Annotated in this window: 19 protein-coding genes; 8 read left to right on the forward strand and 11 right to left on the reverse strand. The window is 62.4% G+C overall.

What is annotated here, in order from left to right; translation table 11 throughout:
- Window positions 1–154 precede the first annotated feature (154 nt).
- Both ACHHTY_RS03720 and ACHHTY_RS03725 read left to right on the forward strand, forming a co-directional pair.
- Entirely contained in the window at window positions 155–1,717 is a 1,563-nt protein-coding gene (locus tag ACHHTY_RS03720; RefSeq protein ID WP_395492718.1) for an NAD(P)H-hydrate dehydratase, read from the forward strand.
- Window positions 1,718–1,719: 2 nt separating this feature from the next.
- The gene (locus tag ACHHTY_RS03725) at window positions 1,720–2,181 is read left to right on the forward strand and encodes a CBS domain-containing protein (protein WP_395492719.1); all 462 of its coding nucleotides are present in this window, start codon (window positions 1,720–1,722) and stop codon (window positions 2,179–2,181) included.
- A 56-nt stretch (window positions 2,182–2,237) separates the two neighbouring features.
- On the opposite strand, the gene pabB is transcribed toward ACHHTY_RS03725, so the two are convergent.
- On the reverse strand, window positions 2,238–4,238 hold the full coding sequence (gene pabB, locus ACHHTY_RS03730; RefSeq protein ID WP_395492720.1) for an aminodeoxychorismate synthase component I: 2,001 nt from the start codon (window positions 4,236–4,238) through the stop codon (window positions 2,238–2,240).
- Window positions 4,239–4,464: 226 nt separating this feature from the next.
- Here pabB and ACHHTY_RS03735 point away from each other — a divergent pair, with 226 nt between their 5' ends.
- Complete coding sequence (locus tag ACHHTY_RS03735) at window positions 4,465–5,151, forward strand: CBS and ACT domain-containing protein (RefSeq protein ID WP_395492721.1); 687 nt, start codon at window positions 4,465–4,467, stop codon at window positions 5,149–5,151.
- Window positions 5,152–5,241: 90 nt separating this feature from the next.
- Here the strand turns inward: ACHHTY_RS03735 and ACHHTY_RS03740 are convergent, their stop codons facing one another.
- From ACHHTY_RS03740 to resB, 4 genes are all read right to left on the reverse strand, one after another.
- A complete protein-coding gene (locus tag ACHHTY_RS03740) occupies window positions 5,242–7,299 on the reverse strand; it encodes a penicillin-binding protein 1A (RefSeq protein WP_395492722.1) in 2,058 nt (685 codons plus the stop codon).
- A 57-nt stretch (window positions 7,300–7,356) separates the two neighbouring features.
- The gene (locus tag ACHHTY_RS03745; protein ID WP_395492723.1) at window positions 7,357–7,668 is read right to left on the reverse strand and encodes a c(7)-type cytochrome triheme domain-containing protein; all 312 of its coding nucleotides are present in this window, start codon (window positions 7,666–7,668) and stop codon (window positions 7,357–7,359) included.
- A 321-nt stretch (window positions 7,669–7,989) separates the two neighbouring features.
- Window positions 7,990–8,853: a c-type cytochrome biogenesis protein CcsB gene (gene ccsB, locus ACHHTY_RS03750; protein WP_395492724.1), complete on the reverse strand. Its 864-nt coding sequence runs from the start codon at window positions 8,851–8,853 to the stop codon at window positions 7,990–7,992.
- Between the two features lie 12 nt (window positions 8,854–8,865).
- Window positions 8,866–10,212, reverse strand: coding sequence for a cytochrome c biogenesis protein ResB (gene resB, locus ACHHTY_RS03755; protein WP_395492725.1), 1,347 nt, complete (start codon window positions 10,210–10,212; stop codon window positions 8,866–8,868).
- A gap of 308 nt (window positions 10,213–10,520) precedes the next feature.
- Here resB and rpmB point away from each other — a divergent pair, with 308 nt between their 5' ends.
- The gene (gene rpmB, locus ACHHTY_RS03760; RefSeq protein ID WP_395492726.1) at window positions 10,521–10,709 is read left to right on the forward strand and encodes a 50S ribosomal protein L28; all 189 of its coding nucleotides are present in this window, start codon (window positions 10,521–10,523) and stop codon (window positions 10,707–10,709) included.
- A gap of 407 nt (window positions 10,710–11,116) precedes the next feature.
- Here the strand turns inward: rpmB and ACHHTY_RS03765 are convergent, their stop codons facing one another.
- From ACHHTY_RS03765 to ispG, 3 genes are all read right to left on the reverse strand, one after another.
- Window positions 11,117–13,279, reverse strand: a complete 2,163-nt coding sequence (locus tag ACHHTY_RS03765; protein ID WP_395492727.1) for a RelA/SpoT family protein — start codon at window positions 13,277–13,279, stop codon at window positions 11,117–11,119.
- A gap of 117 nt (window positions 13,280–13,396) precedes the next feature.
- Window positions 13,397–15,121 (reverse strand): proline--tRNA ligase, encoded by a 1,725-nt coding sequence (locus ACHHTY_RS03770; RefSeq protein ID WP_395492728.1) that lies wholly within the window; start codon window positions 15,119–15,121, stop codon window positions 13,397–13,399.
- Window positions 15,122–15,203: 82 nt separating this feature from the next.
- Window positions 15,204–16,274: a flavodoxin-dependent (E)-4-hydroxy-3-methylbut-2-enyl-diphosphate synthase gene (ispG, locus tag ACHHTY_RS03775; protein ID WP_395492729.1), complete on the reverse strand. Its 1,071-nt coding sequence runs from the start codon at window positions 16,272–16,274 to the stop codon at window positions 15,204–15,206.
- A 265-nt stretch (window positions 16,275–16,539) separates the two neighbouring features.
- Here ispG and ACHHTY_RS03780 point away from each other — a divergent pair, with 265 nt between their 5' ends.
- Window positions 16,540–16,974: a hypothetical protein gene (locus ACHHTY_RS03780; protein WP_395492730.1), complete on the forward strand. Its 435-nt coding sequence runs from the start codon at window positions 16,540–16,542 to the stop codon at window positions 16,972–16,974.
- 76 nt (window positions 16,975–17,050) lie between these two features.
- Here the strand turns inward: ACHHTY_RS03780 and ACHHTY_RS03785 are convergent, their stop codons facing one another.
- Together ACHHTY_RS03785 and ACHHTY_RS03790 are read right to left on the reverse strand one after the other, a co-directional pair.
- Entirely contained in the window at window positions 17,051–17,734 is a 684-nt protein-coding gene (locus tag ACHHTY_RS03785) for an OmpA family protein (protein ID WP_395492731.1), read from the reverse strand.
- Window positions 17,735–17,760: 26 nt separating this feature from the next.
- The gene (locus tag ACHHTY_RS03790) at window positions 17,761–19,338 is read right to left on the reverse strand and encodes an EAL domain-containing protein (protein ID WP_395492738.1); all 1,578 of its coding nucleotides are present in this window, start codon (window positions 19,336–19,338) and stop codon (window positions 17,761–17,763) included.
- Window positions 19,339–19,574: 236 nt separating this feature from the next.
- On the opposite strand from ACHHTY_RS03790, the gene ACHHTY_RS03795 reads away from it, so the two are divergent.
- Together ACHHTY_RS03795 and queA are read left to right on the forward strand one after the other, a co-directional pair.
- The gene (locus ACHHTY_RS03795) at window positions 19,575–19,772 is read left to right on the forward strand and encodes a DUF2065 domain-containing protein (protein WP_395492732.1); all 198 of its coding nucleotides are present in this window, start codon (window positions 19,575–19,577) and stop codon (window positions 19,770–19,772) included.
- 3 nt (window positions 19,773–19,775) lie between these two features.
- Entirely contained in the window at window positions 19,776–20,882 is a 1,107-nt protein-coding gene (gene queA, locus ACHHTY_RS03800) for a tRNA preQ1(34) S-adenosylmethionine ribosyltransferase-isomerase QueA (RefSeq protein WP_395492733.1), read from the forward strand.
- Window positions 20,883–21,014: 132 nt separating this feature from the next.
- Here queA and ACHHTY_RS03805 read toward each other — a convergent pair whose 3' ends face one another.
- A complete protein-coding gene (locus tag ACHHTY_RS03805) occupies window positions 21,015–21,290 on the reverse strand; it encodes an FmdB family zinc ribbon protein (protein WP_395492734.1) in 276 nt (91 codons plus the stop codon).
- Window positions 21,291–21,562: 272 nt separating this feature from the next.
- On the opposite strand from ACHHTY_RS03805, the gene ACHHTY_RS03810 reads away from it, so the two are divergent.
- Window positions 21,563–21,889, forward strand: a 327-nt coding sequence (locus ACHHTY_RS03810) for a hypothetical protein (protein ID WP_395492735.1), incomplete at its 3' end; no start/stop codon positions are given.

Raw genomic sequence — 21,889 nt, forward strand, 5'->3', positions numbered from 1 at the left:
CGACCGTTGCCCGGAAATTGGGTCCGTGGTCGGTGAGTCCGGCAGGGGAAGCAACTTTTTAGCACAGGGCCGGCCAAAAGACAAGAAGGCTTTACTTGGTCAAGTGAAGAGTTCCCTGCCGGCCAGGGATAAGGGCAGAGTAAGGAGAGGTAGGATGAGATTGGCCAAGGCCGAACAGATGCGGGAATGCGATCGACTGGCCATGGAGTCTTTCGGTATTCCAGGCCTGGTGCTGATGGAGAATGCCGGCCGGGCGGTGGTCGAGGTGCTGGCGCGTCGTTGGGGGCCCCTGGCCGGGCGGGAAATCCCGATTTTCGCCGGCCCGGGCAATAACGGCGGCGATGCCCTGGTGATTGCCCGCCACCTCTACCAGCTCGGGGCCCGGCCCTGGGTCCTGCTGCTGGCCGATCCGGCCAAGCTCCGCGGCGATGCCGCCGTCAACCTGCAGGCTCTGCGGAAACTGCCTCTTGCCCTGGAGGTTGTCGCCACCGCCGAGGATCTGGCCGGGTTGGAAGCGCGGGTTATGGCCGGCCAATTGGTGGTGGACGGGATTTTCGGCACCGGCCTGAGCCGGGAAGTAAGCGGTCGCTTTCTCGCCGCCGTGCGCCTGATCAATCGCTTTGCCGGCCCGGTCATCGCGGTGGACGCCCCTTCAGGGCTGAACAGCGATGACGGCACGGTGCTGGGTGAAGCGGTGCGGGCGGATCGCACCGTTACCTTCGCCTTGGCCAAGCCCGGCCTGGTCACCCTGCCCGGTCGTGTCTGGGCGGGGAAGGTGGAGGTGGTGGATATCGGCATTCCCCGCGAAATTTATGCCCGGCTCGATTTCCGCCTGGAATTGCTGGAACGAGCGGAACTGGCAGCTTGGTTGCCCCGGCGCCGGGCCCTTGACCATAAGGGCAGTTTCGGTCACCTTTTGCTTCTGGCCGGCTCCCGGGGCAAAACCGGGGCGGCTCTGCTGACGGCCCAGGGCGCATTGCGCAGCGGGGTGGGCCTGGTCAGCGCCTGCGTGCCCCGAGATTTGTACCCGATTCTGGCCGGGGCCTTGCCGGAATTGATGACCGTGCCGCTGCCGGTCTCCACCGCCGTGGCCGAGGAAGCGGATCTGCCGGTGGTGACGGCCGCTCTGGCCGGCAAGTCCGCCTTGGTTCTGGGCCCGGGCCTGGGGACCGCCCCGGAGACCGCCGCCCTGGTCCGGGCCCTTTACCGAGACCAATCACTGCCCATGGTTCTTGATGCCGATGCCTTGAATATCATGGCGGCCGATCCGGCGGAGCTGACCCATCCCTCCGGGCCCAGGATCCTGACCCCCCATCCCGGCGAAATGGCCCGCCTGCTTAAAACCACCACGGTTCGGGTCCAGGAAAACCGCTGGTCTCTGGCCGCTGAGCTGGCCGAGCACCACGGTGTTTTCGTGGTGCTCAAGGGGGCCGAAACGGTGATCGCCTCGCCGGACGGCCGGCTGGCCGTCAACCCCACCGGTAATCCCGGCATGGCCGTGGGCGGGATGGGTGATGTGCTCGCCGGGCTCATCGGCGGCTTGCTCTGTCAAAGAATGTCCCCCTGGCAGGCGGCCTGCCTGGGAGTTTATGTCCATGGCCTGGCCGGGGATCTGCTGGCCGAATTCAGTGGGCTTGATTTTGCTTACACCCCTTCGGAACTGGCCCGCCGGCTGCCGGCGGCCTTCCGCTGCCTGAAGGAAGAAAAGGAGAAATAAAGATGAAATGCGCCCAGGATATTATGACCACTGAAGTGATCACCGTCAGTCCGGAAATGCCGGTGGAAGAATTGGCGGCCCTGCTCTGGGAGAAAAAAATCAGTGGGGCGCCGGTGGTGGACGAGGCGGGAAACCTGCTCGGGGTGGTGACCGAAAGCGACTTGATCGACCAGGCCAAGAAGCTGCATATTCCCACCGCCATCACCATTCTCGAGGCGGTGATATTCCTGGAACGGGGCCGCAAGGTGGAAGAGCAGGTCAGCAAAATGGCCGGCAGCAAGGTCAAGGATATCTCCGCCGGCAAACCCGTGACCGTAAACCCCGACACCCCCCTGGATGAAATCGCCACCATCATGGCGGAAAAGCAGATCCATACCCTGCCGGTGGTGGATCAGGGCCGGCTGGTCGGGGTGATCGGCAAGGCCGATATCATCCGGACCCTGATGAGGGAAAAGAAGAGCTGAGTTTGCCGGTCATGGCCACGCGGTTCGGCGCCAGCGGTCCGGCAAGCTTCCATCTGCTAAGTGGTCCGGTCCGGGCGCCCCGGGATCAGCTGCCGCGGCTCGTTGGCCAGGCGGACTTCGATCAGCCCGCGCAGAGAATTGCCGATATAAATCGCTTCCGCCCCGGCCAGATCTGCGGGATAGAGGGTGGCTTCCCGCAAGGGTGGCTGGCCCTGGCGCAGCAGGTGGCGGCGCAGGACCCCATTGAGCAGGCCGGCGGTCAGCGGCGGGGTGAAGAGCCGGCCGTTTTTGCGGATGAAGAGATTGCTCACCGCGCCCTCGCTCAACTCCCCCCTGGTATTAACAAAAAGCACTTCCTGGTAACCGGCGGCCAGAGCCCGTTCCCGTTCCTGGTCGTAGAAAGCCCGCTGGCTGGTTTTGTGATAGAGCAGAGGCTGGCCGGGATCGACCTGCCGGTCGGCGACGGTTACCAGCGGCAACTTCCCTTCGCCGGTGGGCAGATCATCCCAGCTGAAGCAGGGCCGGCCCTTGAAAGGAGCGCTGGTCAGGGCCAGGGTGCCATCCTTGGCCAGGGTCAGCCGGACCCTTTGCGGTTCGCTGTAAGTCTCGGCCCGGCTCGTCAGCAGGGCCTGGATTTCGTCGCGATCGGCGCAAAAATCCAAAGCGGCCGCGGAGGCCAGCAACCGTTCCAGGTGCAGATCCAGCAGGCGATAGCCGTGGTCGGGCTGCCAGAGCATGGTTTCAATCAGGACAAAGGGGGCCACCGGCCGGGTGAGAAATTGGCCCTTGAGCAGGCACTCCCGCCATTCCCGGCGGGGCTTGGAATCATAGACGATCCCTGAGCCGAGACCCATGCTGGCCGTGCCGTTTTCCAAGCTGACGGTACGAATGGGTACGTTGAAAACCATGGCCCCGCCCGGACTGATAAAACCGATGGCCCCGGTATAGACGCCCCGGGGTTCAGGTTCCAGTTCGCGGATAATTTCCATGGTCCGGATTTTCGGGGCCCCGGTCACCGAGCCGCAGGGGAAGAGGGCCCGGAAGATCTCCAGCAGCCCCAGGTTGGGGCGCAACTCCCCCCGGATGGTGGAGGTCATCTGGTGGAGGGTCTCATAACTCTCCACCGTGAAGAGTTCGAGGGTTTGCACCGTACCGGGGCGACAGATCCGGCCGAGGTCGTTGCGCAGCAGATCGACGATCATCACGTTTTCGCTGCGGTTTTTTTCATCCCGGTGGAGAAATTCGGCCAGGCGCCGATCTTCCTCGGGGGTCAAGCCCCGGCGCATGGTGCCCTTCATCGGCCGCACCGTGCAGTAGCGGCCCTCCCGGCGCAGAAAGAGCTCCGGCGACAAGGAGAGCAAATTTTGTCCGGCCAGCCTGAGCAGGGCGGCGTAACAGACCCGCTGGTTGCGGCGCAGGGCGCTGTAAAGGGCCGCCGCCGTTCCCCGGCAGGGCAGTTGCTCTTTGAAGGTGTAGTTGACCTGGTAGGTATCGCCGGCGGCGATATATTCCTTAATCCGTTCGATTTGCCGCAAATAATGGGCTTCGGTCAGATTGAGGCGCCGCTCTGTTGCCGCCAGTTGGGGGTCCGCCTGGGAGGGGGGCCGATCAGGAGTTGGTTGGCTCAGGATCCGCTCCAGGGCCGCGGCCCCAAGCCCTGCGGCCTCTTGCCAGCGGCCGGGGAGATGGTCGTAAACCAGCGGCGCGGGGAATACCCCCAGGACCGCCAGGGGGCCGCCGTCAGCCGGCAGCAGCTTGCTGAGGCGCGGTTCGAGCAGGTAGCCCAGTTCGTAGGCAAACCAGCCCGCCAGGTGCCGGCCTTGCCGCAGCTCCTCTTCCAGGGCGGCAAAAAAGGCCTCGCTGCTTTCACCGGGTTGGAGTACCAGGATTTTCCGCGGAGTGTGAAAAAGCAGGGAGCGGTGATTTTCCCGGGTAACGCGCGCGCTTTCGAGAAAGACGTAATTTTTTTCCTCGGCCAGGAAACCCAGGATTTGATCCAGTTGCCGGTCGCTGAAGGGCCGGCCGGGCCGGTCGGTTGGGGACGCTTGTCGATACATGAAGGTTTTTTACGGGCTCGGGAGGTTATTGGCAAGCTGTTTGTTGACGCGGACCCTGGCGGCTTTATTGCGATCGGTTAACTCTTGCGGCTTACTATACCTGTTGCGGTGGAGCCGGGAATACTTTATATAAACAGGGATTAAGGCGCTTAGCCGAGGATTTCTCAAGGTTGTCATCTAATGGCGGCGGTTGCGGCAGTAACCGCCCTTTTGCGAGGAGGATACCATGCTGATTGAAGACTGGATGGCCAAGAATGTTCTGACCGTGGATGAAAATACTTCGCTGATGCGGGCGACCAGGGTCATGAAGGAGAACAACATCCGGCGCCTGCCGGTGGTTTCCCACGGCAAGCTGCTGGGGATCGTCACCGATCGCGATGTCAAGGATGCTTCGCCCTCCAAGACCTCTTCCCTGGATATCCATGAGCTTTACTACCTGCTCTCCGAGATGAAGGTCAAGGACGTTATGACCTCTTCCCCCCTGACCCTTAAGGGTAAGGACAGCCTGGAACTGGCGGCGGTGATCATGCTCGAGGACAAGATTTCCGGCCTGCCGGTGGTCGATGAGGCCGGCCGGCTGGTCGGCCTGATCAGCGAAACCGATGTTCTGCGGGCCTTCGTGCGGACCAGCGGGATTAAGGACGGCGCCCGCTGTTATGTCTTCGATCTGCCCGACGCCCCGGGCTCGGTTACCAGGGTTATTGAAATCCTGCGGGGTTATGATGTCCGGGTGATCAGCATACTCACCTCCTTCGAAGACGCCCCCGAGGGCAAGAAAAGGGTTTCCATCCGGATTACCAGCAGCGATCCGGCTAAGGCCGAGGCACTGCATAAGGAATTGCTGGCCAATTTCACCCTGGTCAACTTCGGTATTGACGACGTCAAAAACCGCCCCCGCAAGCATAAATCCTGAATCTCCCGCCTTCTTCCGGCCCCGCCCGGCTTTCCGCCTCTTGACGCATTTCGCGTTGACCCGGGCGGGCAGTCGGGGGGCCGACCTCGATCATCCTCCCGGCTTCGCTTGCCGTACTTCCCGGGCCGACGACTCTGCCGCCCCCGGCAGCGGGCTGACCATGCTGGGGGGCAGATTATCGGTTCGAAAAGCCTCCCATGATATGCGGCGAGGGTTATCTTCGTATTTTCCCACCGCGTTGTTGACGGGAATCAGCACGATTCCCGGCGGCCGCGGAAATTCCTCATTTTTCAATTGTTTTTTGGCTTCCTGCATGAAGTGCTGCCAGACCGGGGCGGCGGTGCGGCCGCCGCTTTCGTTGGCTCCCAGCGGGGCCAGGCGGTCGAAGCCAACCCAGACCCCGGTCACCAGTTCCGGGTTGTAGCCGATGAACCAGGCGTCCATGTAGCGATCGGTGGTGCCGGTTTTGCCGGCCGCCGGAATGGCGATTCCGGCCACGCCCCGGCCGGTGCCATCCTTGATGACCCCTTCCAGCAGTCGGGTCACCTGGTAGGCGGTGCGGGGATCCAGGGCCCGGCTGCCCGTCGAGCGATTCTGTTCCAGCAGGTTGCCGAGCCGGTCGCGGACGCTTTGGACGAAAATCGGCCGGTGATAGATGCCGCCATTGGCAAAAGCGGCATAGGCGGCGGTCAGTTCCATAACCGAAAGCTCCGCCGAGCCCAGGGCCAGGGACAGGTTGTTGCTCAGCGGGCTGCTGATGCCCAGCCGCCGGGCCAACTGGATAACCGGATCGAGTCCGGTTTGCTGCAGGATTTTGACCGTGACCACATTGCGGGAAAAAACCAGGCCGTCGCGCAGGGTGGTGGGCCCGTAGAAGCGGTTGGTAAAATTTTTCGGTTCCCAGGTCTGGCGGGGCCCGGCGCCGCGCAGGCGGATGGGTTCATCAACAATGATGGTGGCCGGGGTCAGGCCATGGTCGAGAGCGGCGGCGTAAATGAGCGGCTTGAAGGCCGAGCCGGGCTGGCGCCGGGCCTGGGTGGCCCGGTTGAACTGGCTGGCGCTGAAGTCGGTCCCGCCGCTCACCGCCTTGACCAGGCCGGTGCCGGCCTCGATGGCGATCAGGGCCGCCTGGGGCCGTTCCGTGCCACTACTTTGGCGGCGGCGCCCCTCCCAGCTTTGGATGCCATGGGCGACCGCCGCCGCCGCGCTCTGCTGCAATTCCTGGTTCAAGCTGGTGTAGATGCGCAAGCCGCCTTCGAGCAACAGCTTGCGGCCGTAGCGCTGTTCCACCTGGTTTTTCACCTGCTGGAGGAAGTAGCCGTTTTCCGGGGCGCCTTGCGGGGATGTGGCCCAGAGCAAGGGATGGAGGTAAGCCCGGCGGGCGGCGGTAGGGGTAATGTAGGCTTCCTCGGCCATCCGATTCAGAACGTAGGCTTGGCGCCGCTTGGCCAGGGTATAATGGCGCAGGGGAGTGTAGCGGCTGGGGGCCTGGGGCAGTCCCGCCAGCAGCGACATTTCCGCCAGGTTGAGATCCCGGGCGGACTTGGCGAAATAGGTCCAGGATGCCGCTTCCACTCCGTAAGCGCCGCTGCCGAGATAAATGTGGTTGAGATAGATATGCAGAATCTCGTCTTTGCTCAGGCGCTGATCGATCCGGTAGGCCAGGATCGCTTCACGGATTTTCCGGCTGTAGGTTTTTTCGCGGCTGAGCAGCAGAGCGCGGGCCACCTGCTGGGTGATGGTGCTGCCCCCCTGGCGGCGTTCCCCGGCTCGCAGGTTATGGACCAGGGCCCGCACGATGGACCAGCCGTCGACTCCGCTGTGATCGTAAAAACGGGCGTCCTCGGCGGCGATGAAGGCCTGGGGCAGGAGCTCCGGCAGTTCGTTCAGAGGAACCACGATCCGGTTTTCGCTGAAGACCCGTTCGACCACCTCTCCCCGGTCATCGAAAATCAGGGTGGTCTGAGCCGGCTGGTAGCTGTCCAGCGAACCGATGTCCGGCAGGTCCAGGGTGATAAAAATAAAGAGGGTGGTGCTGATCAGAACGGTGAGCCCGGCCGCGATGGAGAGCAGGAAATAAGAGAGCTGGGCGTGGTTCCAGGTGCGGATTTTCTTTTTGGCGGGGGGGCGACTGGCCACGAAAATCATGTCTGAGCAAGGCCGCCTTGGCAGCGGCCTTGCTCAGATGACAGGCTGTGGTTCAACTTACTTGGTATGACAGCGGGCGCAGTTGTCGGCGCTGGCAAAGGCGGTGCCGTCGGCCCGGTGGCAGCTGAAGCAGAAGGTGCCGTTGTTGTGGTCGGCCATGGTCATCTTGGCTTCCCGATTCATGCCGAAAAGTTCGGTATGGCAGTCAGCGCAGTTCAGGCCCGCGTCGGCGTGAGCCTTACCGTCGAAAACGACCTGACCCATGGCGCCGCCTTCATATTCGGCATTCTGGCCGGGCATGGTGGCGATGGCGGTGGCGACGAAAGCCATGGTGGCCACAATGGCGATGATGGTTGCGGTAAATTTCATCGGTTAAACCTCCTCTCTCTAAATTATTGCAATTGATGCGGCCGGGTCAGCCGCAGGTTCCAGTTGGCATCATTACCGAGCATCTATATACGAGGCAACGGGGTGGCGTCAATAGCAAAAACAGCGATCATCTTGCCGTCTGAGCTTGCTTTCTGCCGTTGAGAAAACCCATTGATTCCCTTAAGCCAGATACTGGGCAGCCTTCGGTGGTTACGGATATTCACTGGATTATAACGCTTTAAGTAAACCGGCCGGCAACCCCCTGTGGTAGCTGGCCGGCCGGCCGGACTGCGACGTTGTTGCAGCTTGCCGCCGTTTTTCTTAGCCGTAGCTGTGGAGGCCGGAGAGGAGAAAGTTGACGCCGTAATAGGTGAAGACGGTGGAAACAAAACCCAGCACCGCCAGCCAGGCGATTTTTTTGCCGCTCCAGCCCCGGGTGTAGCGGACATGGAGGGTGGCGGCGTAAATGAACCAGGTGATCAACGACCAGGTTTCCTTGGGATCCCAGCTCCAGTAGGTGCCCCAGGCCGAATTGGCCCAGATCGCCCCGAAGATCAGGCCGCCGATGGTGAACCAGACAAAGCCGAAGAATATCACCTTGTAGATCACTTCATCGATCACCTTGAGGCCGGGCAGGGCGGCGAAGAAGGAGGTCCCATCCGGGCGGCCGCTTTTTTCGATGTTGCGGGCCTTGAGCAGGTACATGACCGCCATGCCGAAGGCGATGGCGAAGGCGGCGTAGCCGACGAAGCTGGCAATGACATGGGCGATCAGCCAGTTGCTCTGCAGGGCCGGCAGCAGCGGGCGCAGATCCTGGTTCCACTGGGGCCAGTACTCGGCAAAGGCCTGGGCGAGGAAGGCAAAGGGCATGATAAACGCCCCCAGGGCCTGGTTTTTGTATAAGTATTCCAGCACCAGGTAAGTCAGGGCGATGCACCAGGCGAAGAAGACCAGGGATTCGTACATGTTGGAAAAGGGGGCGTAATAACCGAAGCCCAATTGGAAGGCCTCGTACCAGCGGAGCAGAATGCCCATGGTGCTGAGGAGCAGGGCTCCCATGGTGACCAGGGTGGCGGTGAGCCCCAGGGTCCGGTATTTGGTCCCGAAGATCAGAATCGCGACATACAGCATCGACGAGGCCAGGTAGCCAAAGGTGGTGAGATTGAGCAGTTGGGCGCTTTCCATGGTCCTTCCTCTCTACTGTTTGATGGCTTGATTCTGGCGCAGGCGCTCGGCCAGTTCCGTGAAACGTTGATCGAAAGCGGCTTTGTTGCGGTTGCTGCCGCCGCAGAGCAACAGCCTGGTCTGGCCCCGGTCATCCGGGGTCAGGTGGACCCAGAGCCGGCGATGGGTGATCATAAAGGTGGTATAAAGACCCAGGCACATCAAAGCGAAGCCGAGATAGACGATCCAGACTCCGGGATCCTTGGCGACCTGCAGGCCGGTGGCGTAGCGCTGCTGGATGTAGAAACTGTAATTGTTATCCGGCCGCTGGACGGTAACGGTCTGCTTGTCCTGCATATTGAAGACTGAAGGATCGGCCTCGGAGGAGTCGGCAAACCAGATCTGGAATTCATGGACCCGGCCCATCCGGTCGGTCATGGTATTCATCACCCCGAAGGTGACGTCCTCTTCCCCCCAGCTCACCTGGCGGCCGGGCGGGACCAGGGCGTAACGTTCCCGGCCGGTTTCATTGTTGCGGACGTTGATCATGAACTCGGACATCGGTTCATAGCTGGACTGGTAGAAAGTCAGCCCCCGATGCTTCAGGGGGTGGTTGACCCGGATCGAAGTCCGCCATGGTTCGGGCAACTCGGGATCGGTGATGATCAGGTCGGAACGGTATTCCCGCACCATCCCGTTGGGATAATAGCCGATTTCAAAATTTTCTACGTGGAGTTCGAAGTTCAGCGGGATCGGGCGGGCGGTGCCGCGCTCGAAGACATGGCCCACCGTTTCGCCTTCGGGGAAGAAGATACTGGCCTTAAAGCCGAACACCGCCCCGAACAGGGCCCCGGCAAAGATGGTCAGGATGCTGATGTGGACCATGTAGGCCCCCAGGCGGGACCAGGCGCCCTTCTGGGCGAAGAGGAGCACACCCTCTTTCTGATCGCGCCGGGCGGCCTTCCAGCCGGCGGCGGCCAGCAGGCGACTGATTTTCTCGGCGGCGGCGGGGACATCGGCGGCCAGCTTCATTTCCGCCTTGAGGGGCATTTTCTGGAGGCGTTCCGGGGTGGTGTCCAGGTTGTCGAGCCGCACCATCCGCCAGGCATTGGGCAACCGGTCGATGCTGCAGACAATCAGGTTGGCCGAGAAGACGATCAGCAGGGTGATGAACCACCAGGAACTGTACATATTGGTTATATCCAGGACCTGGAAAAGCCGGGCCAGATCGGCGCCGTATTCCTGGATGTAAAAGGCCGGCTGTTTGCCCTGGGGAATGATGGTGCCGATAATCGAGATCACGGCCAGCATGAAAATAACGATAAGGGCAAGCTTAACCGAGGCGAAAAAACGCCACACCTGATTCTGTTCTTTAGTCATGAGCGCCTCGGCTGCTGAGTTTTGAAGGCATTGGCAGGTTGGTGTACGAATGAGTATGACAATGGTGGGACGAAATAGTTTCCGTTTGCTGGGAAAAAATGGGATTTTGCGGTCGTGAAAATTGCCCGCTATATACAATATTACCTTCCGGTGGTCAACCGGAAAAGGATTGGCCCGCCGGATGGCAAAAATACTTGTCAAGGAGATCCGGAAAGGTTATATGTGCGGGTCCTGTTCATGACGGCGGGACAGACCGGGCCGTCCTAAAACGGCGTTATTTACTGTTAAGTTACCGGGAGTATTGAGATATGTCCAAGATATGTTCTATCTGCGGCAAGAAACCGCAAGTCGGCAACAATGTAAGCCATGCCCACAACAAAACGCGGCGGCGCTGGTTGCCCAACCTTCAGGAAGTGCGGATGGCCACCCCCGGCGGCAATGCCAAGCGGGTCCGGGTTTGCACCCGGTGTCTGCGCTCCGGCGCCATCACCAAATAGTTAAACCTGCTGCTGTACCGCATCCTGCGCGATCAGGCTCGGCGCCGTGCGGGATTATGGTCGCCGGACCCGCCAGGGGCCTGCCGGCGCAAGCGGGTAAAAACCTTATATATATTGTAGCGACGGTCTCCGCCGGCCGCCAGGTTTGAGCAGCCGGCTGAGCCGGCCAGCCGCGATCCGGCCCCGCAGTTGGGTGGCGCGGTTTATTTGGTTTGGGATTTGATCCTGCCCTCCTTCCCCGGGAGGGTTTTTTTATGCCCGCTGAACGGCCAGGCCGGCCCGGAATCCTGCTGGGACTTACTTACTGGTCGACGTCGCCAGCCTCCGCGACGACGACAGGAAACGTTGGTCAACTCGTTGTTTTCTTATGGCCGGCCAAGCCGGTCTGGGGTTTTGGCGAGATTTACTTACTTGCGGCTGGCTTCGATGATGCCGTCCAGTTGACGAATGTGCTGGAGGATCCGGTTGAGGTGCTCGATGCCCTCGACCTCCAGAACCATGGTGAAGCGAGCGTCATCCCCCCGGGTGCCCGCTTCCAGGCTGGCGATGTTGGCGTCGTCATTGGTGATGGTGCTGGACAGGGTGGCCAGCAGGCCCCGCTGATTGCGGCCGATGGCCACCACCGAAGCCCGGTAGGGGGTCTGGGCCGCCCCGCTCCAGCTGACGCCGATCCTTCTTTCGATTTCGCCGGCCAGCAGGTTGGGACAGTTGCTCTTATGCACGGTGATGCCCCGGCCGGTGGTGATATAGCCGATGATTTCGTCGCCGGGGACCGGCAGGCAGCAGTTGGCGAGCTTGGTGGGGATGCCCGTCGCCCCCTCCACCCTGACCACCTCGTCGCTGCCCCTGGGCTCACGACCCTCCCGGCCCCGGGTGACCCGGTCCAGCAGGACCGCCTCGGTGGCCGCTTCCTCCTGCCGCAACTCCGCCGGCTGGAGCAGGCGGGTGATGGAGGCCACCGCCAGCTTGCCCGTTCCCACCTTGTGCAGCAATTCGTCCAGGGAATTACAACTCAGGCTTTTCAAAACCTCTTTCAAGTGCCCGGTTTTTACCAGCTTTTTTAAGCTGATATCGTGTTTGCGCAGTTCACGCTCACAGATTTCCCGGCCCTTTGCCAGGTTTTGCTCCCGTTCTTCCTGGTTGAGCCACTGGCGGATCCGGTTGCGGGCCCGGCTGGTTTTGACGATGTGGAGCCAGTTGCGGCTCGGGTTGCGGCTGGGCGAGGTGATGATCTCCACCACGTCGCCATTTTTGAGCGGGGTGCGCAAGGGGGTGATCTGACCGTTGACCTTGGCCCCGCTGCAATGGTGACCCACTTCGGTATGAATGCTGTAGGCGAAATCCAAAGGCGTGCTGCCCTTGGGGAAACCCTTGACCTCGCCGTTGGGGGTCAATACGTAAATATCGTCCTCGTAAAGCTCCCCTTTGACCGTCTCCAGCAGTTCCCCGGGGTCTTTCAGGTCCTGGAGCATCCCCACCAGTTGCTTGAGCCACTTGAAAAGCTTGACGTCGCGGATACTGGCGGACTGACCCTCCTTGTAGGCCCAGTGAGCGGCGATGCCCTCCGAGGCGATGCGATCCATAGCCTCGGTGCGGATCTGGATTTCCATGAAATCACCGTCGGGACCGATCACCGAAGTATGGACCGACTGATAGCCGTTGGCCTTGGGGTGGCTGATAAAATCCTTGAAGCGGCCGTCGATGGGGGGCCATAAGGAGTGGATCACCCCCAGGGCCTGGTAGCACTCCTTGAGGTCATTGACGATGATCCGGAAGGCGACTTTGTCGTAGACCTTGTCGATGGTGATATTCTGGACCAGCAGTTTCTTGTGGATGCTGTAGAGGTGCTTGGGCCGGCCCAGGATTCGGAAATCCTCCAGGCCGTTCTCGCGGAGATGATGGGAAAGCAGATCCTTGATCCTTTCCACGTAAATTTCCCGGTCGGGCAGCGAGGTCTGGATTTTGGCCGCCAGTTGGCGGTAGGCTTCGGGCTGGAGCTGGGAGAAGGCCAGATCCTCCAGCTCCCGCTTGATCCAGTCGATCCCCAGCCGTCCGGCCAGGGGGGCGTAGAGATCCATGGTTTCCTGGGCGATTTCCTCCCGGATTTCCGGATCAACCACGTTGAGGGTCTGCATGTCATGGAGCCGGTCGGCCAGCCGGACCAGGAGCACCCGGATATCGGTGGCCATGGCCAGCAGCATCTTGCGGATGTTTTCGGCCTGATAGGCCAGGCGACTGTTGAACTGGACGGCGGTGATCCGGGTGGCCCCGGCGACGATATTGGCGACATCATCGCCGAATTCCTCGCGCAGCTTGGCCTGGCTGACCGGATGCTCCTTCTGTTTGAGGACCCCGTGGAGCAAGCCGGCGGTGAGGCTGGCGACATCCAGGCGCATGGAGGCCAGGATGGCGGTTACCGCCAGCACATGCTCCAGGTAGGGGCGGCCGGAGAGACGGTGGCGCCCCTGATGGATTTTCTCGGCAAAGTGGTAGGCCTTGCGTAAGGGCTCCAGGTCCTCGTCAGGCATATAGCTGGCGGCCTGACTGATGATCTCGTCGATGCTGGTCATGGTTCCCCGCTTATCGAGCACGGATTTTAGTGAATCGCGAAAACCCGGAGCAACAACCGCTTTGGTCCGGTTCAGGTCTCCCGGGTTCTCTGCCGGGGCCATCAACGAGGCCCGGACTCAGGCCGGGGCGGCCGGCTCCAGGGCGTTGGCCACCATTTCCCGGATCACCGCCAGGGCCGCGGCCGGCGTGGCCTCCCTGGTCTGGCCGTCGGCCCGGGTGCGGATTTCCAGCAGACCCTCGTTCTTGAAGCGCTTGCCCACCATCAGGCGGATGGGAATCCCGATCAGGTCGGCATCCTTGAACTTGCTGCCCGGCCGTTCATCGCGATCGTCCAGCAGAACCTCGATTCCCTGTTGCCGCAACTCCCGGTAGAGCCGTTCGGCCTCGGCGCTGATCTCCGCATCCTTGGGGGTGAGGTTGAGCAGGATCACCTGGAAGGGGGCGATGGGCAGGGGAAAGATGATGCCGTCGCGGTCATGGCTCTGCTCGATGGCCGCCGCCACCGTGCGACTGACGCCGATTCCGTAGCAGCCCATGACAAAGGGCCGGCTCTGCCCCTGCTGATCGAGGAAGGTGGCGTTCAAGGCCTGGCTGTAACTGGTGCCCAGCTTGAAAATGTGGCCCACTTCGATGCCCCGGGTCAGGGCGAGTTTACCGCCGCAGCGGGGGCAAAGATCATCTTCGTTGACCATCCGGATATCGCCCTGGTGGTCGGGAGCAAAGTCGCGGCCGGGATTGACGTTGACCAGGTGGTGGTCGGCCTCGTTGGCCCCGGTGACGAAGTTGGCCATTCCGGCCACCGCCGCATCCATTACCAGGGGAACTTCGAGGCCCACGGGCCCCAGGTAGCCGGCTGGCGCGCCGGTCAGCCGGCCGATGCTGTCGTCTTCGGCCAGGACCACTTCCAGGGCCCCCAGCAGGTTCTGCAACTTCACCGGCTGAACCTCATGGTCGCCCCGCAGCAGCACCGCCACCGGCTGCCCGTCGGCGAGATAAATCATGGTTTTGACCAGGGATTCGGCCGGAATCTGGAGAAATTCGCAAACCTCGCTCACCGTTTTTTGGCCGGGAGTGGCGACCTTGTTCAGCGGCAGGGGGTTATCCCCGGCGGCGGCCGCTTCCGCCTGGGCCGTGGCCTTTTCCAGGTTGGCGGCGTAATCGCAGTGCTGGCAGATCACCACCACATCCTCGCCGGTGGCGGCCAGGACCATGAATTCGTGGGAAAAGCTGCCGCCGATGGTGCCGGTATCCGCCTCCACCGCCCGGAAGGCCAGGCCGCAACGGGTAAAAATACGCTGGTAGGCCTCGTACATTTTAGCGTAGGTCGCGTCGGCCCCGGCCTCGTCGGAGTCAAAGCTGTAGCCGTCCTTCATGATGAATTCCCGGCCCCGCATCAGGCCGAAGCGGGGCCGGATTTCGTCGCGGAACTTGGTCTGGATCTGGTAGAGATTGAGGGGCAGGCCCCGGTAGGAGTGGATATTCATCCGGACCAGGTCGGTGATGACCTCCTCGTGGGTCGGCCCCAGGCAGCTCTCCCGCTCATTGCGGTCTTTGAAGCGCAGCAGTTCAGGGCCGTATTTATCCCAGCGCCCCGATTCCCGCCAGAGATCGGCGGGCTGGACCATGGGCAGCAGCACTTCCTGGGCTCCGGCCCGGTTCATTTCCTCGCGGACGATCTGTTCGACCTTGCGGACGGCGGCCAGGCCCAGGGGCAGGTAGGAGTAAACCCCGGCGGTCAGTTTGCGGATAAAACCGCCCCGCAGCAGGAGTTTATGGCTGACTACCTCGGCTTCGGCCGGGTCTTCCTTCAGGGTCGGCAGCAGCAGCTGGGAAAAACGCATGGTGACAGTTCCTTATTTTGGGTTCTGGTTTCCGTCGGGAGCAGTGATTAAAGACGGCTGCCGTTGGTGTTTGCCCAACCGTTCAGCGCTCGAGCTTTTGGGTCATTTTATCTATTTCGGCCAAAAAAACCTCCAATACTTGGGCTTCCGGCACTTTTTTGAAAACTTTGCCTTTCTTGAAGATAATGCCCACCCCGTTGCCGCCGGCCACCCCGATATCCGCCTCCCGGGCCTCGCCGGGACCGTTGACCACGCAGCCCATGACGGCGATTTTCAGCGGGGTGGCAATTTTCTGAATATATCTTTCAACCTCCTCGGCCAGGCTGAAAAGGTTGACCTGGCAGCGGCCGCAGGTGGGGCAGGAGATCAGCTCCGGCCCGCGCTGGCGCAAACGCAGGCTGCGCAGCAGTTCGTAGGCCACCCGGATTTCCTCCACCGGATCCCTGGTCAGGGAAATTCGCAGGGTGTCGCCGATCCCCTCGAAAAGCAGAATCCCCAAGGCGACGCTGGACTTGACCGTGCCGGCGATCAGGCCTCCGGCCTCGGTTACCCCCAGATGGAGGGGATAATCGCAGACCGCGCTCAACTGCCGGTAAGCGGCGATGGTGGTCAGCACATCGGAGGATTTAAGGGAAATTTTCAGCTCATGGAAACCGAGCTCTTCCAGCAGGGCGATATTGCGCAGGGCGCTTTCCACCAGGGCGGCGGGGACCGGGTGCCCATGCCGGGCCAGAATATCCTTTTCCAGGGAGCCGGCGTTGACCCCCACCCGGATCGCCACCGCGTGGGCCTGGGCGGCGGCGGCCACCCGGGCCAGCTTGGCCTTGCCCCCGATATTGCCGGGGTTGATCCGGATGCCCTGGGCCCCGTGCTCCATGGCGGCAACGGCCAGGCGATGATCAAAATGGATGTCGGCGATCAGGGGGATGGCGATCTGGTCCCGGATGGCCCGGATGGCCCGGGCCGCCTCGAGATCGAGGACCGCCACCCGGATTATCTCGCAGCCGGCCTCATCAAGGCGCCGCACCTGGGCCACGGTGGCTTCCACGTCGCGGGTATCGGTATTGGTCATCGACTGGACGGCAACAGCCGCCCCGCCGCCCACCGGCACCGGCCCCACCCTGATCTGTCTGGTAATTTTTCTGGCTTGCATAGGCGGGCCATTATACCCGGCCGCCGGGAAATATGCACCCGGAAAGCCCTGGATTTTGCCTGGTCCCGGTCGTGGTCGGCAAGCCCCGGCCGGCGCTGAAATATTTCAGCAGCAGCCAAAACGTGGTGCTATAATTGGTGAGGATCAGCGTCGATCTTTGCCAATCTTTGTCCGTGGCCGACCCCAAGTCGCGGCCGGGAAGGGAAGGGGTGCCGGGTTGGGGCGAGTTGAGCCCCTTGCCTTAAATTGAGAAGCAGGAGGAAGGATGATGGGCAAAACCTTGATTTACCAAACCCTGGCTATCATGATGGCAGCCGGCTTGGTCCTGGCGGGGGTGGCCTTGGCGATACCTCCGGATCCGCTGGGCAAGGAGGTGCGGCCGTCAACGATCCAGCCGGAAGAGGGCAAGGCCGGGATTGCCCGACCAGACGGCAACGTGGCGATGCCGCCGCACCCGTTGGGCAAAGAGGCGATGCCCCCGCACCCGCTGGGCAAAGAGGCGATGCCGCCGCACCCGTTGGGCAAAGAGGCGATGCCCCCGCACCCGCTGGGCAAAGAGGCGATGCCGCCGCACCCGTTGGGCAAAGAGGCGATGCCCCCGCACCCGCTTGGCAAGGAGATGATGCCCCCACACCCGCTGGGCAAAGAGGAAATTCCTCCCGATCCCTGGGGCAAGGAGGGCCCGGCGGTGGGCCAATAGTCGGCCGACTGGCGATTGAGCTTGACGGCATGGCAATCAGCCAACCTGCCGGCCGCAAAAGCGGCGACCAGGGCGGTTAAGGCTCGACCAGGGGATGGACGATCAGTTCCACCCGGCGATTGAGAGCGCGTCCTTCCGGGGTGTCAACCTCGGCAACGGGGCGGTCGGGGCCGTAACCGATCAGCACCATGCGACCCGGCGGGATGCCGGCGGCCAGCAACTGTTGCCCCACCGCCAAAGCTCGTTCTTCGGAAAGTCGCTGGTTATGGCCGCGATCGCCCAGATTGTCGGTATGGCCGGTCACCACGATCAGGCTTTGGCGGTACTCGTTCAGCACCCGGGCAATGGCGACCAGAACCGGCTCCATGGCCGGATCGAGGCGGGCGCTGTTGGTTTCGAAGCTGGTATTGCCGGGGAAGGTGATGGTGGTGGCGTTCTCCTTACGCTCCACGGCAACCCCCGTGCCCGCCAGTTCCTGGCGCAGCCGGGCCGTCTGCACGTCCATGAAGTACCCGACGCTATCCGGGGCCAGATTGGTGCCCGCTCCTTGCAGCCAGTGCCGGCGCTGGCGTTCGATCTCGTCCTCGGAGCGGACGATCACCAATTCGTGCCCGTTCAGCGGTCTTACCTCCCGCACCGGGGTTGGATGGGGATCGCCAGGCTCCGGCGGGGGAAGCAGCGGGCCGCAAGCAGTGAGCAAAATCGTCAGGGCCAGCAGGGCGCTCCCCGCCAGGGTTGGTCGCCGGTTAGAAATCCGCAATTGCAAGTTAAACTCCGTTTTCCAGGTTAAGTTTTAGCGGCGGCGCCGGTCTGCTCATCGCACCAGCGGCGGAATTGCTCCGCCGCCAGGGGCCGGCTGAAATGGTAGCCCTGGCCGAAAGTCACCCGTTGCTCCCGGAGCCAGCGGGCCTGGTGGGATGATTCGATGCCCTCGGCGACAATATCAAGCCGGAGTGATGATGCCATTTCAATGATATGGCCAATCACACTGCTGGTCACGGCGTGACTTTCGATGGCGTCGACAAAGGTCTTGTCAATTTTGAGAGTATCCAGTTCCAGGTTTTCCAGGTAGGCGAGACTGGAGTAGCCGGTGCCGAAATCGTCGATGGCGATGCGGTGGCCAAGAGCGCGCAGGGCGCTGATGTGCTCGCTCACATGGCTGGTATTGAGCAGGGAGCATTCGGTGATTTCCAGTTTGATGGATGCCGGGGCGACCTTGGCGGTTTGCAGCATCCGGGTCAGCGCCTGGCTGAAGCGGGGAGAGGCCAGATCGCTGCCGCTCAGGTTGAGATTGATCACCAGGCCGGGGTCGTTGCGCAATAGATCGCCCAGCTCTGCCAGCACCACCCGAAGTACCGCCAGGGTGAGATCCGTGGCCTGGCCGCTTTCCTCGGCCATGGGCACGAATACGTCGGGGCCGATGGCTTCACCGTTATCCCGGCGCCAGCGGGCCAGGGCTTCAGCCCCGACACAGCAGCCGCTGGCCAGGTCGACGATCGGTTGATAGACCACGCTTAATTGGCCCCCGCCAATGGCGTCGCGCAACTCCGCGGGCAGACTAAGGTGATGGCGCGAGTAGCGCAGCACCGCGAACAGCCAGAGCACCACCAGAACCATTCCCAGCAGTCCGGCGCCAATCAGGGTAGGGAAATAGCGCTGCCAGAAGAGGCCCAGGGGCTGCATCGCCACGATGTCGATGGGAAACAGGGTGCCGAGGGAGAAACGGGCCAGGATGAGGTTATTGGCGCGGTCCACGGTCAAGCCGGGGGCCAACTCCCCTGGCGGCGGCAATATGGCGCCGGAGGGATGAACGGCCAGGGACATTCCTTCCACCCACAGCTCTACTTTCTGCTCCGCCAGCAAGCCGGGATTCATAACCAGCCGGGGGTCGATGGCCAGGTCGTGCTCGCCGAACCGGATCAGGAACAGTTCCACCCCGCCCACGGCGGTAGCCGGGCCGGGCCACCAGGCAATGACGCCGGTGTCATAGATCCGGCTGGCTTGGGGCGGCGTCAGGGGCCGGCCTTGAATGAAACCAACCCCGCACCTGCGTTCCGCCGCCCGCCAGTAGCCGATGGCTCGAACATGGGGTCGGGTGATCGCCGCTTCCTGCAGGGCGCCGAGGTGTTCGGGGGAACAGGGAGCGGTCTCGAGTTGGTTGAGGTGATCCAGCAGGTCACGGGCATCGACGATGGCCTGCTCGGTTTGCTCGCCCAGGCGGCTTGCCAGCTTGCCCAGGCGCACTTCCTCCGCCACCACCGATTCCCGCCACAGATACCAGCCCAGCAAGGCCAGCACCAGCAGGATGCCGACCAGGGCGGCGGCCAGCACGGTGAGCAGGGCCTTGTCGCGCCGGCTCAGCATCATTCTGTCAGGAAAAATTGCCATGCTTGGGCATCACGCAAAAAATACCAGGAAGGGTTCGATGAACTGATGGGAATCAGGCAACCCCCTGCTCTCCCCGGGACTCATGGAGCCGGGGGGTGGCCGGGGTGTTTGCAGCTTGCCGCGGGGTCGGTTATATTGGCCCGGCCGTGGCCCGGGATTTACCCGGGGTGCTGGCGGAAAGCTCAATATAACTGTTCGTCCGGAGCCTTGCCATGGAATTTTTTTTGACCCTGATCGGCCTGGTCCTGATCATCGAAGGCCTGCCCTACGCGGCCTTTCCCGAGGCGATGAAACGCTGGTTGGGTCAGGTGCAGGAATTGCCGCCCGCCACCTTGCGGGTTTTCGGGCTGGCCGCCCTGGGCCTGGGTTTTTTGCTGTGTTACCTGGCTCAACGCAGCGGTTTGGTTTAAGCGATGCATACCTACCACTTGGCCGACTACGATTATGACCTGCCGGAGGAGTTGATTGCCCAGCAACCGGCTGCCCGGCGCGATGCCTCCCGCCTGCTGGTCTGCGACAGCCGCGGCGACACCCTGGTCGATCGCCGCTTCCCCGATTTCCTTGACTTGTTGCAGCCCGAGGACCTGCTGGTCTTCAACGACACCCGGGTTTTCCCGGCCCGCTTGCCGGGGCGCAAGGCAAGCGGCGGCAAGGTGGAACTGCTCTTGCTGGAATACCCCCGTATGGCCGCGGCTTCCCCAGCCCCTGCCGGGCTGCGGCAAAGCGAGCCGGCTTGGGGTTTGCTGAAAAGCTCCAAAGGCCCGCGGGTCGGAAACATCCTGGTTTTCGGCGAGGATTGCCGGGCGGAGGTGGTGGCGGTGGGGGAGGGCGGCCAGGTGCGGGTACGCCTGGAGTTGAACGGGACGGCAACCACCGATCCTGCGACCCTGCTCGATGACTGCCTGGCCCGTTACGGCCGGATGCCTTTGCCGCCCTACATCAAGCGGCAGCAAGCAACCGCCGCCGACCGCACCCGTTACCAGACCGTCTACGCCAGGGAAACCGGGGCGGTGGCCGCCCCTACGGCCGGGCTTCATTTCACCGAGAATTTATTGGCCGAAATCAGGCAAAAGGGGGTGAAACAGGCCCAGGTTACCCTCCATGTCGGTTACGGCACCTTCGCTCCCGTGCGTTGCTCCGACATCCGCAAACATGCCATTCACGCCGAAGATTATACGATCAGCCCCGCCAATGCGGCCCTGGTCAACCAGGTCCGGGCTGCCGGCGGTAAAATCTGGGCGGTGGGAACCACCTCGGTGCGCGCCCTGGAAGCCGCCGCCGGGGCTGACGGGCAGGTTCAGGCCGGCGGCGGCCGTTGCTCCCTCTACATCTACCCAGGTTATGATTTCCGGGTGGTGGACAACCTGCTGACCAATTTCCACTTACCCCGCTCCTCCCTGCTTTTCCTGGTCAGCGCCCTGGCCGGCCGGGAAACCATTATGCGGGCATACCGCCACGCGGTCCAGGAGCGTTACCGCTTTTTCAGCTACGGTGACGCCATGGCCATTATGGTCAGGTAAGGACCGATCAGCAAAGGGTGCGCTCTGGCAGAGCGGGAGGGTGAAAAAGTAAGGCGAAAGCCCGGCAGACCCTCAGCTTGGCGGCAGCAACTTGGGCTGCAAGCGCCAGGATGGGGACTGCCAGGCTTATTGCTAGCAGCCGCAGGTCCCGGCGCAGGGCGGGGCGGCAGGGGTGGGGGATGAAGCGGAGGAGGAACCGGCCGCCGCCGGGCACTTAGCGGAACTGCAACTGCTGCTGTAGCCGTCGGCGTACCAGCCGCCGCCCTTGAGCCGGAAAGAGCTCTGGGAGATTATCTTGCAGAGCTGGCCGCCGCAATCACCGCAGGTGGTAAGGGGGGCATCGCTGATGCCCTGACGGGCTTCGGTGATTTTCTGGCAGGCTTGGCATTCGTATTCGTAAATCGGCATGACGGCAACTCCTTGATCCTGGGAACAGGCTGCTCTGCTGGGGCCTGGTACCAGCCGGCGGCGGCAGCCTCCGGCTGGATGAGCAGGGCAAAAAAGCTCGGTTAACTTGCACAAAAATGGTGGTTATTGGGGCATAGGCCGTGTAATCGGGGGGTTACGTCCCTCGCGGACCATACTTTAATGCCGTCGGGGCGATCTGTCAATCCGGCGGGCGACAATTTTGCTTCCGCGGCCCCGCGCGGATTTATAAAAATCAGAGGCAGGAGCAGGTTTTGAGCACCGATGATAAAACTCCCCGGCCGGTTCTGCTGGCCGATTACCGACCCTTCCCTTATCTGGTGGATGATGTCGATTTGCGGATCGATCTTTTTGCCGACCATGCCCTGGTGAGGTGCCGGCTGCGGCTGCGGTGCAATCCCGAGGCCTCAGCCGGCGGCGGCCCCAGCCCTGGCGTCCCGGAAGCAGCAGCGCCGACTGGGGCGGTGCTGGCCCTCGATGGCGAGGAGTTGGAGCTGCTGGAGTTGCGACTCGACGGGGTTGAGCCGGCTCCGGAGCGCTACCGGATCGTCGGGGAGCGCAAGGCGGCCGCCGAGGTTCTG

This window comes from Desulfurivibrio nitratireducens, assembly GCF_044068515.1.
In the GTDB taxonomy this organism is placed as follows: Bacteria; Desulfobacterota; Desulfobulbia; order Desulfobulbales; family Desulfurivibrionaceae; genus Desulfurivibrio.

What these genes read in the sequence shown, in the direction of transcription:
- ACHHTY_RS03720 (WP_395492718.1), top strand. Translation starts at nt 155, where the DNA reads ATGAGATTGGCCAAGGCCGAACAGATGCGGGAATGCGATCGACTGGCC.
- ACHHTY_RS03725 (WP_395492719.1), top strand. Translation starts at nt 1,720, where the DNA reads ATGAAATGCGCCCAGGATATTATGACCACTGAAGTGATCACCGTCAGT.
- pabB (WP_395492720.1), bottom strand. Translation starts at nt 4,238, where the DNA reads ATGTATCGACAAGCGTCCCCAACCGACCGGCCCGGCCGGCCCTTCAGC.
- ACHHTY_RS03735 (WP_395492721.1), top strand. Translation starts at nt 4,465, where the DNA reads ATGCTGATTGAAGACTGGATGGCCAAGAATGTTCTGACCGTGGATGAA.
- ACHHTY_RS03740 (WP_395492722.1), bottom strand. Translation starts at nt 7,299, where the DNA reads ATGATTTTCGTGGCCAGTCGCCCCCCCGCCAAAAAGAAAATCCGCACC.
- ACHHTY_RS03745 (WP_395492723.1), bottom strand. Translation starts at nt 7,668, where the DNA reads ATGAAATTTACCGCAACCATCATCGCCATTGTGGCCACCATGGCTTTC.
- ccsB (WP_395492724.1), bottom strand. Translation starts at nt 8,853, where the DNA reads ATGGAAAGCGCCCAACTGCTCAATCTCACCACCTTTGGCTACCTGGCC.
- resB (WP_395492725.1), bottom strand. Translation starts at nt 10,212, where the DNA reads ATGACTAAAGAACAGAATCAGGTGTGGCGTTTTTTCGCCTCGGTTAAG.
- rpmB (WP_395492726.1), top strand. Translation starts at nt 10,521, where the DNA reads ATGTCCAAGATATGTTCTATCTGCGGCAAGAAACCGCAAGTCGGCAAC.
- ACHHTY_RS03765 (WP_395492727.1), bottom strand. Translation starts at nt 13,279, where the DNA reads ATGACCAGCATCGACGAGATCATCAGTCAGGCCGCCAGCTATATGCCT.
- ACHHTY_RS03770 (WP_395492728.1), bottom strand. Translation starts at nt 15,121, where the DNA reads ATGCGTTTTTCCCAGCTGCTGCTGCCGACCCTGAAGGAAGACCCGGCC.
- ispG (WP_395492729.1), bottom strand. Translation starts at nt 16,274, where the DNA reads ATGCAAGCCAGAAAAATTACCAGACAGATCAGGGTGGGGCCGGTGCCG.
- ACHHTY_RS03780 (WP_395492730.1), top strand. Translation starts at nt 16,540, where the DNA reads ATGATGGGCAAAACCTTGATTTACCAAACCCTGGCTATCATGATGGCA.
- ACHHTY_RS03790 (WP_395492738.1), bottom strand. Translation starts at nt 19,338, where the DNA reads ATGCTGAGCCGGCGCGACAAGGCCCTGCTCACCGTGCTGGCCGCCGCC.
- ACHHTY_RS03795 (WP_395492732.1), top strand. Translation starts at nt 19,575, where the DNA reads ATGGAATTTTTTTTGACCCTGATCGGCCTGGTCCTGATCATCGAAGGC.
- queA (WP_395492733.1), top strand. Translation starts at nt 19,776, where the DNA reads ATGCATACCTACCACTTGGCCGACTACGATTATGACCTGCCGGAGGAG.
- ACHHTY_RS03805 (WP_395492734.1), bottom strand. Translation starts at nt 21,290, where the DNA reads ATGCCGATTTACGAATACGAATGCCAAGCCTGCCAGAAAATCACCGAA.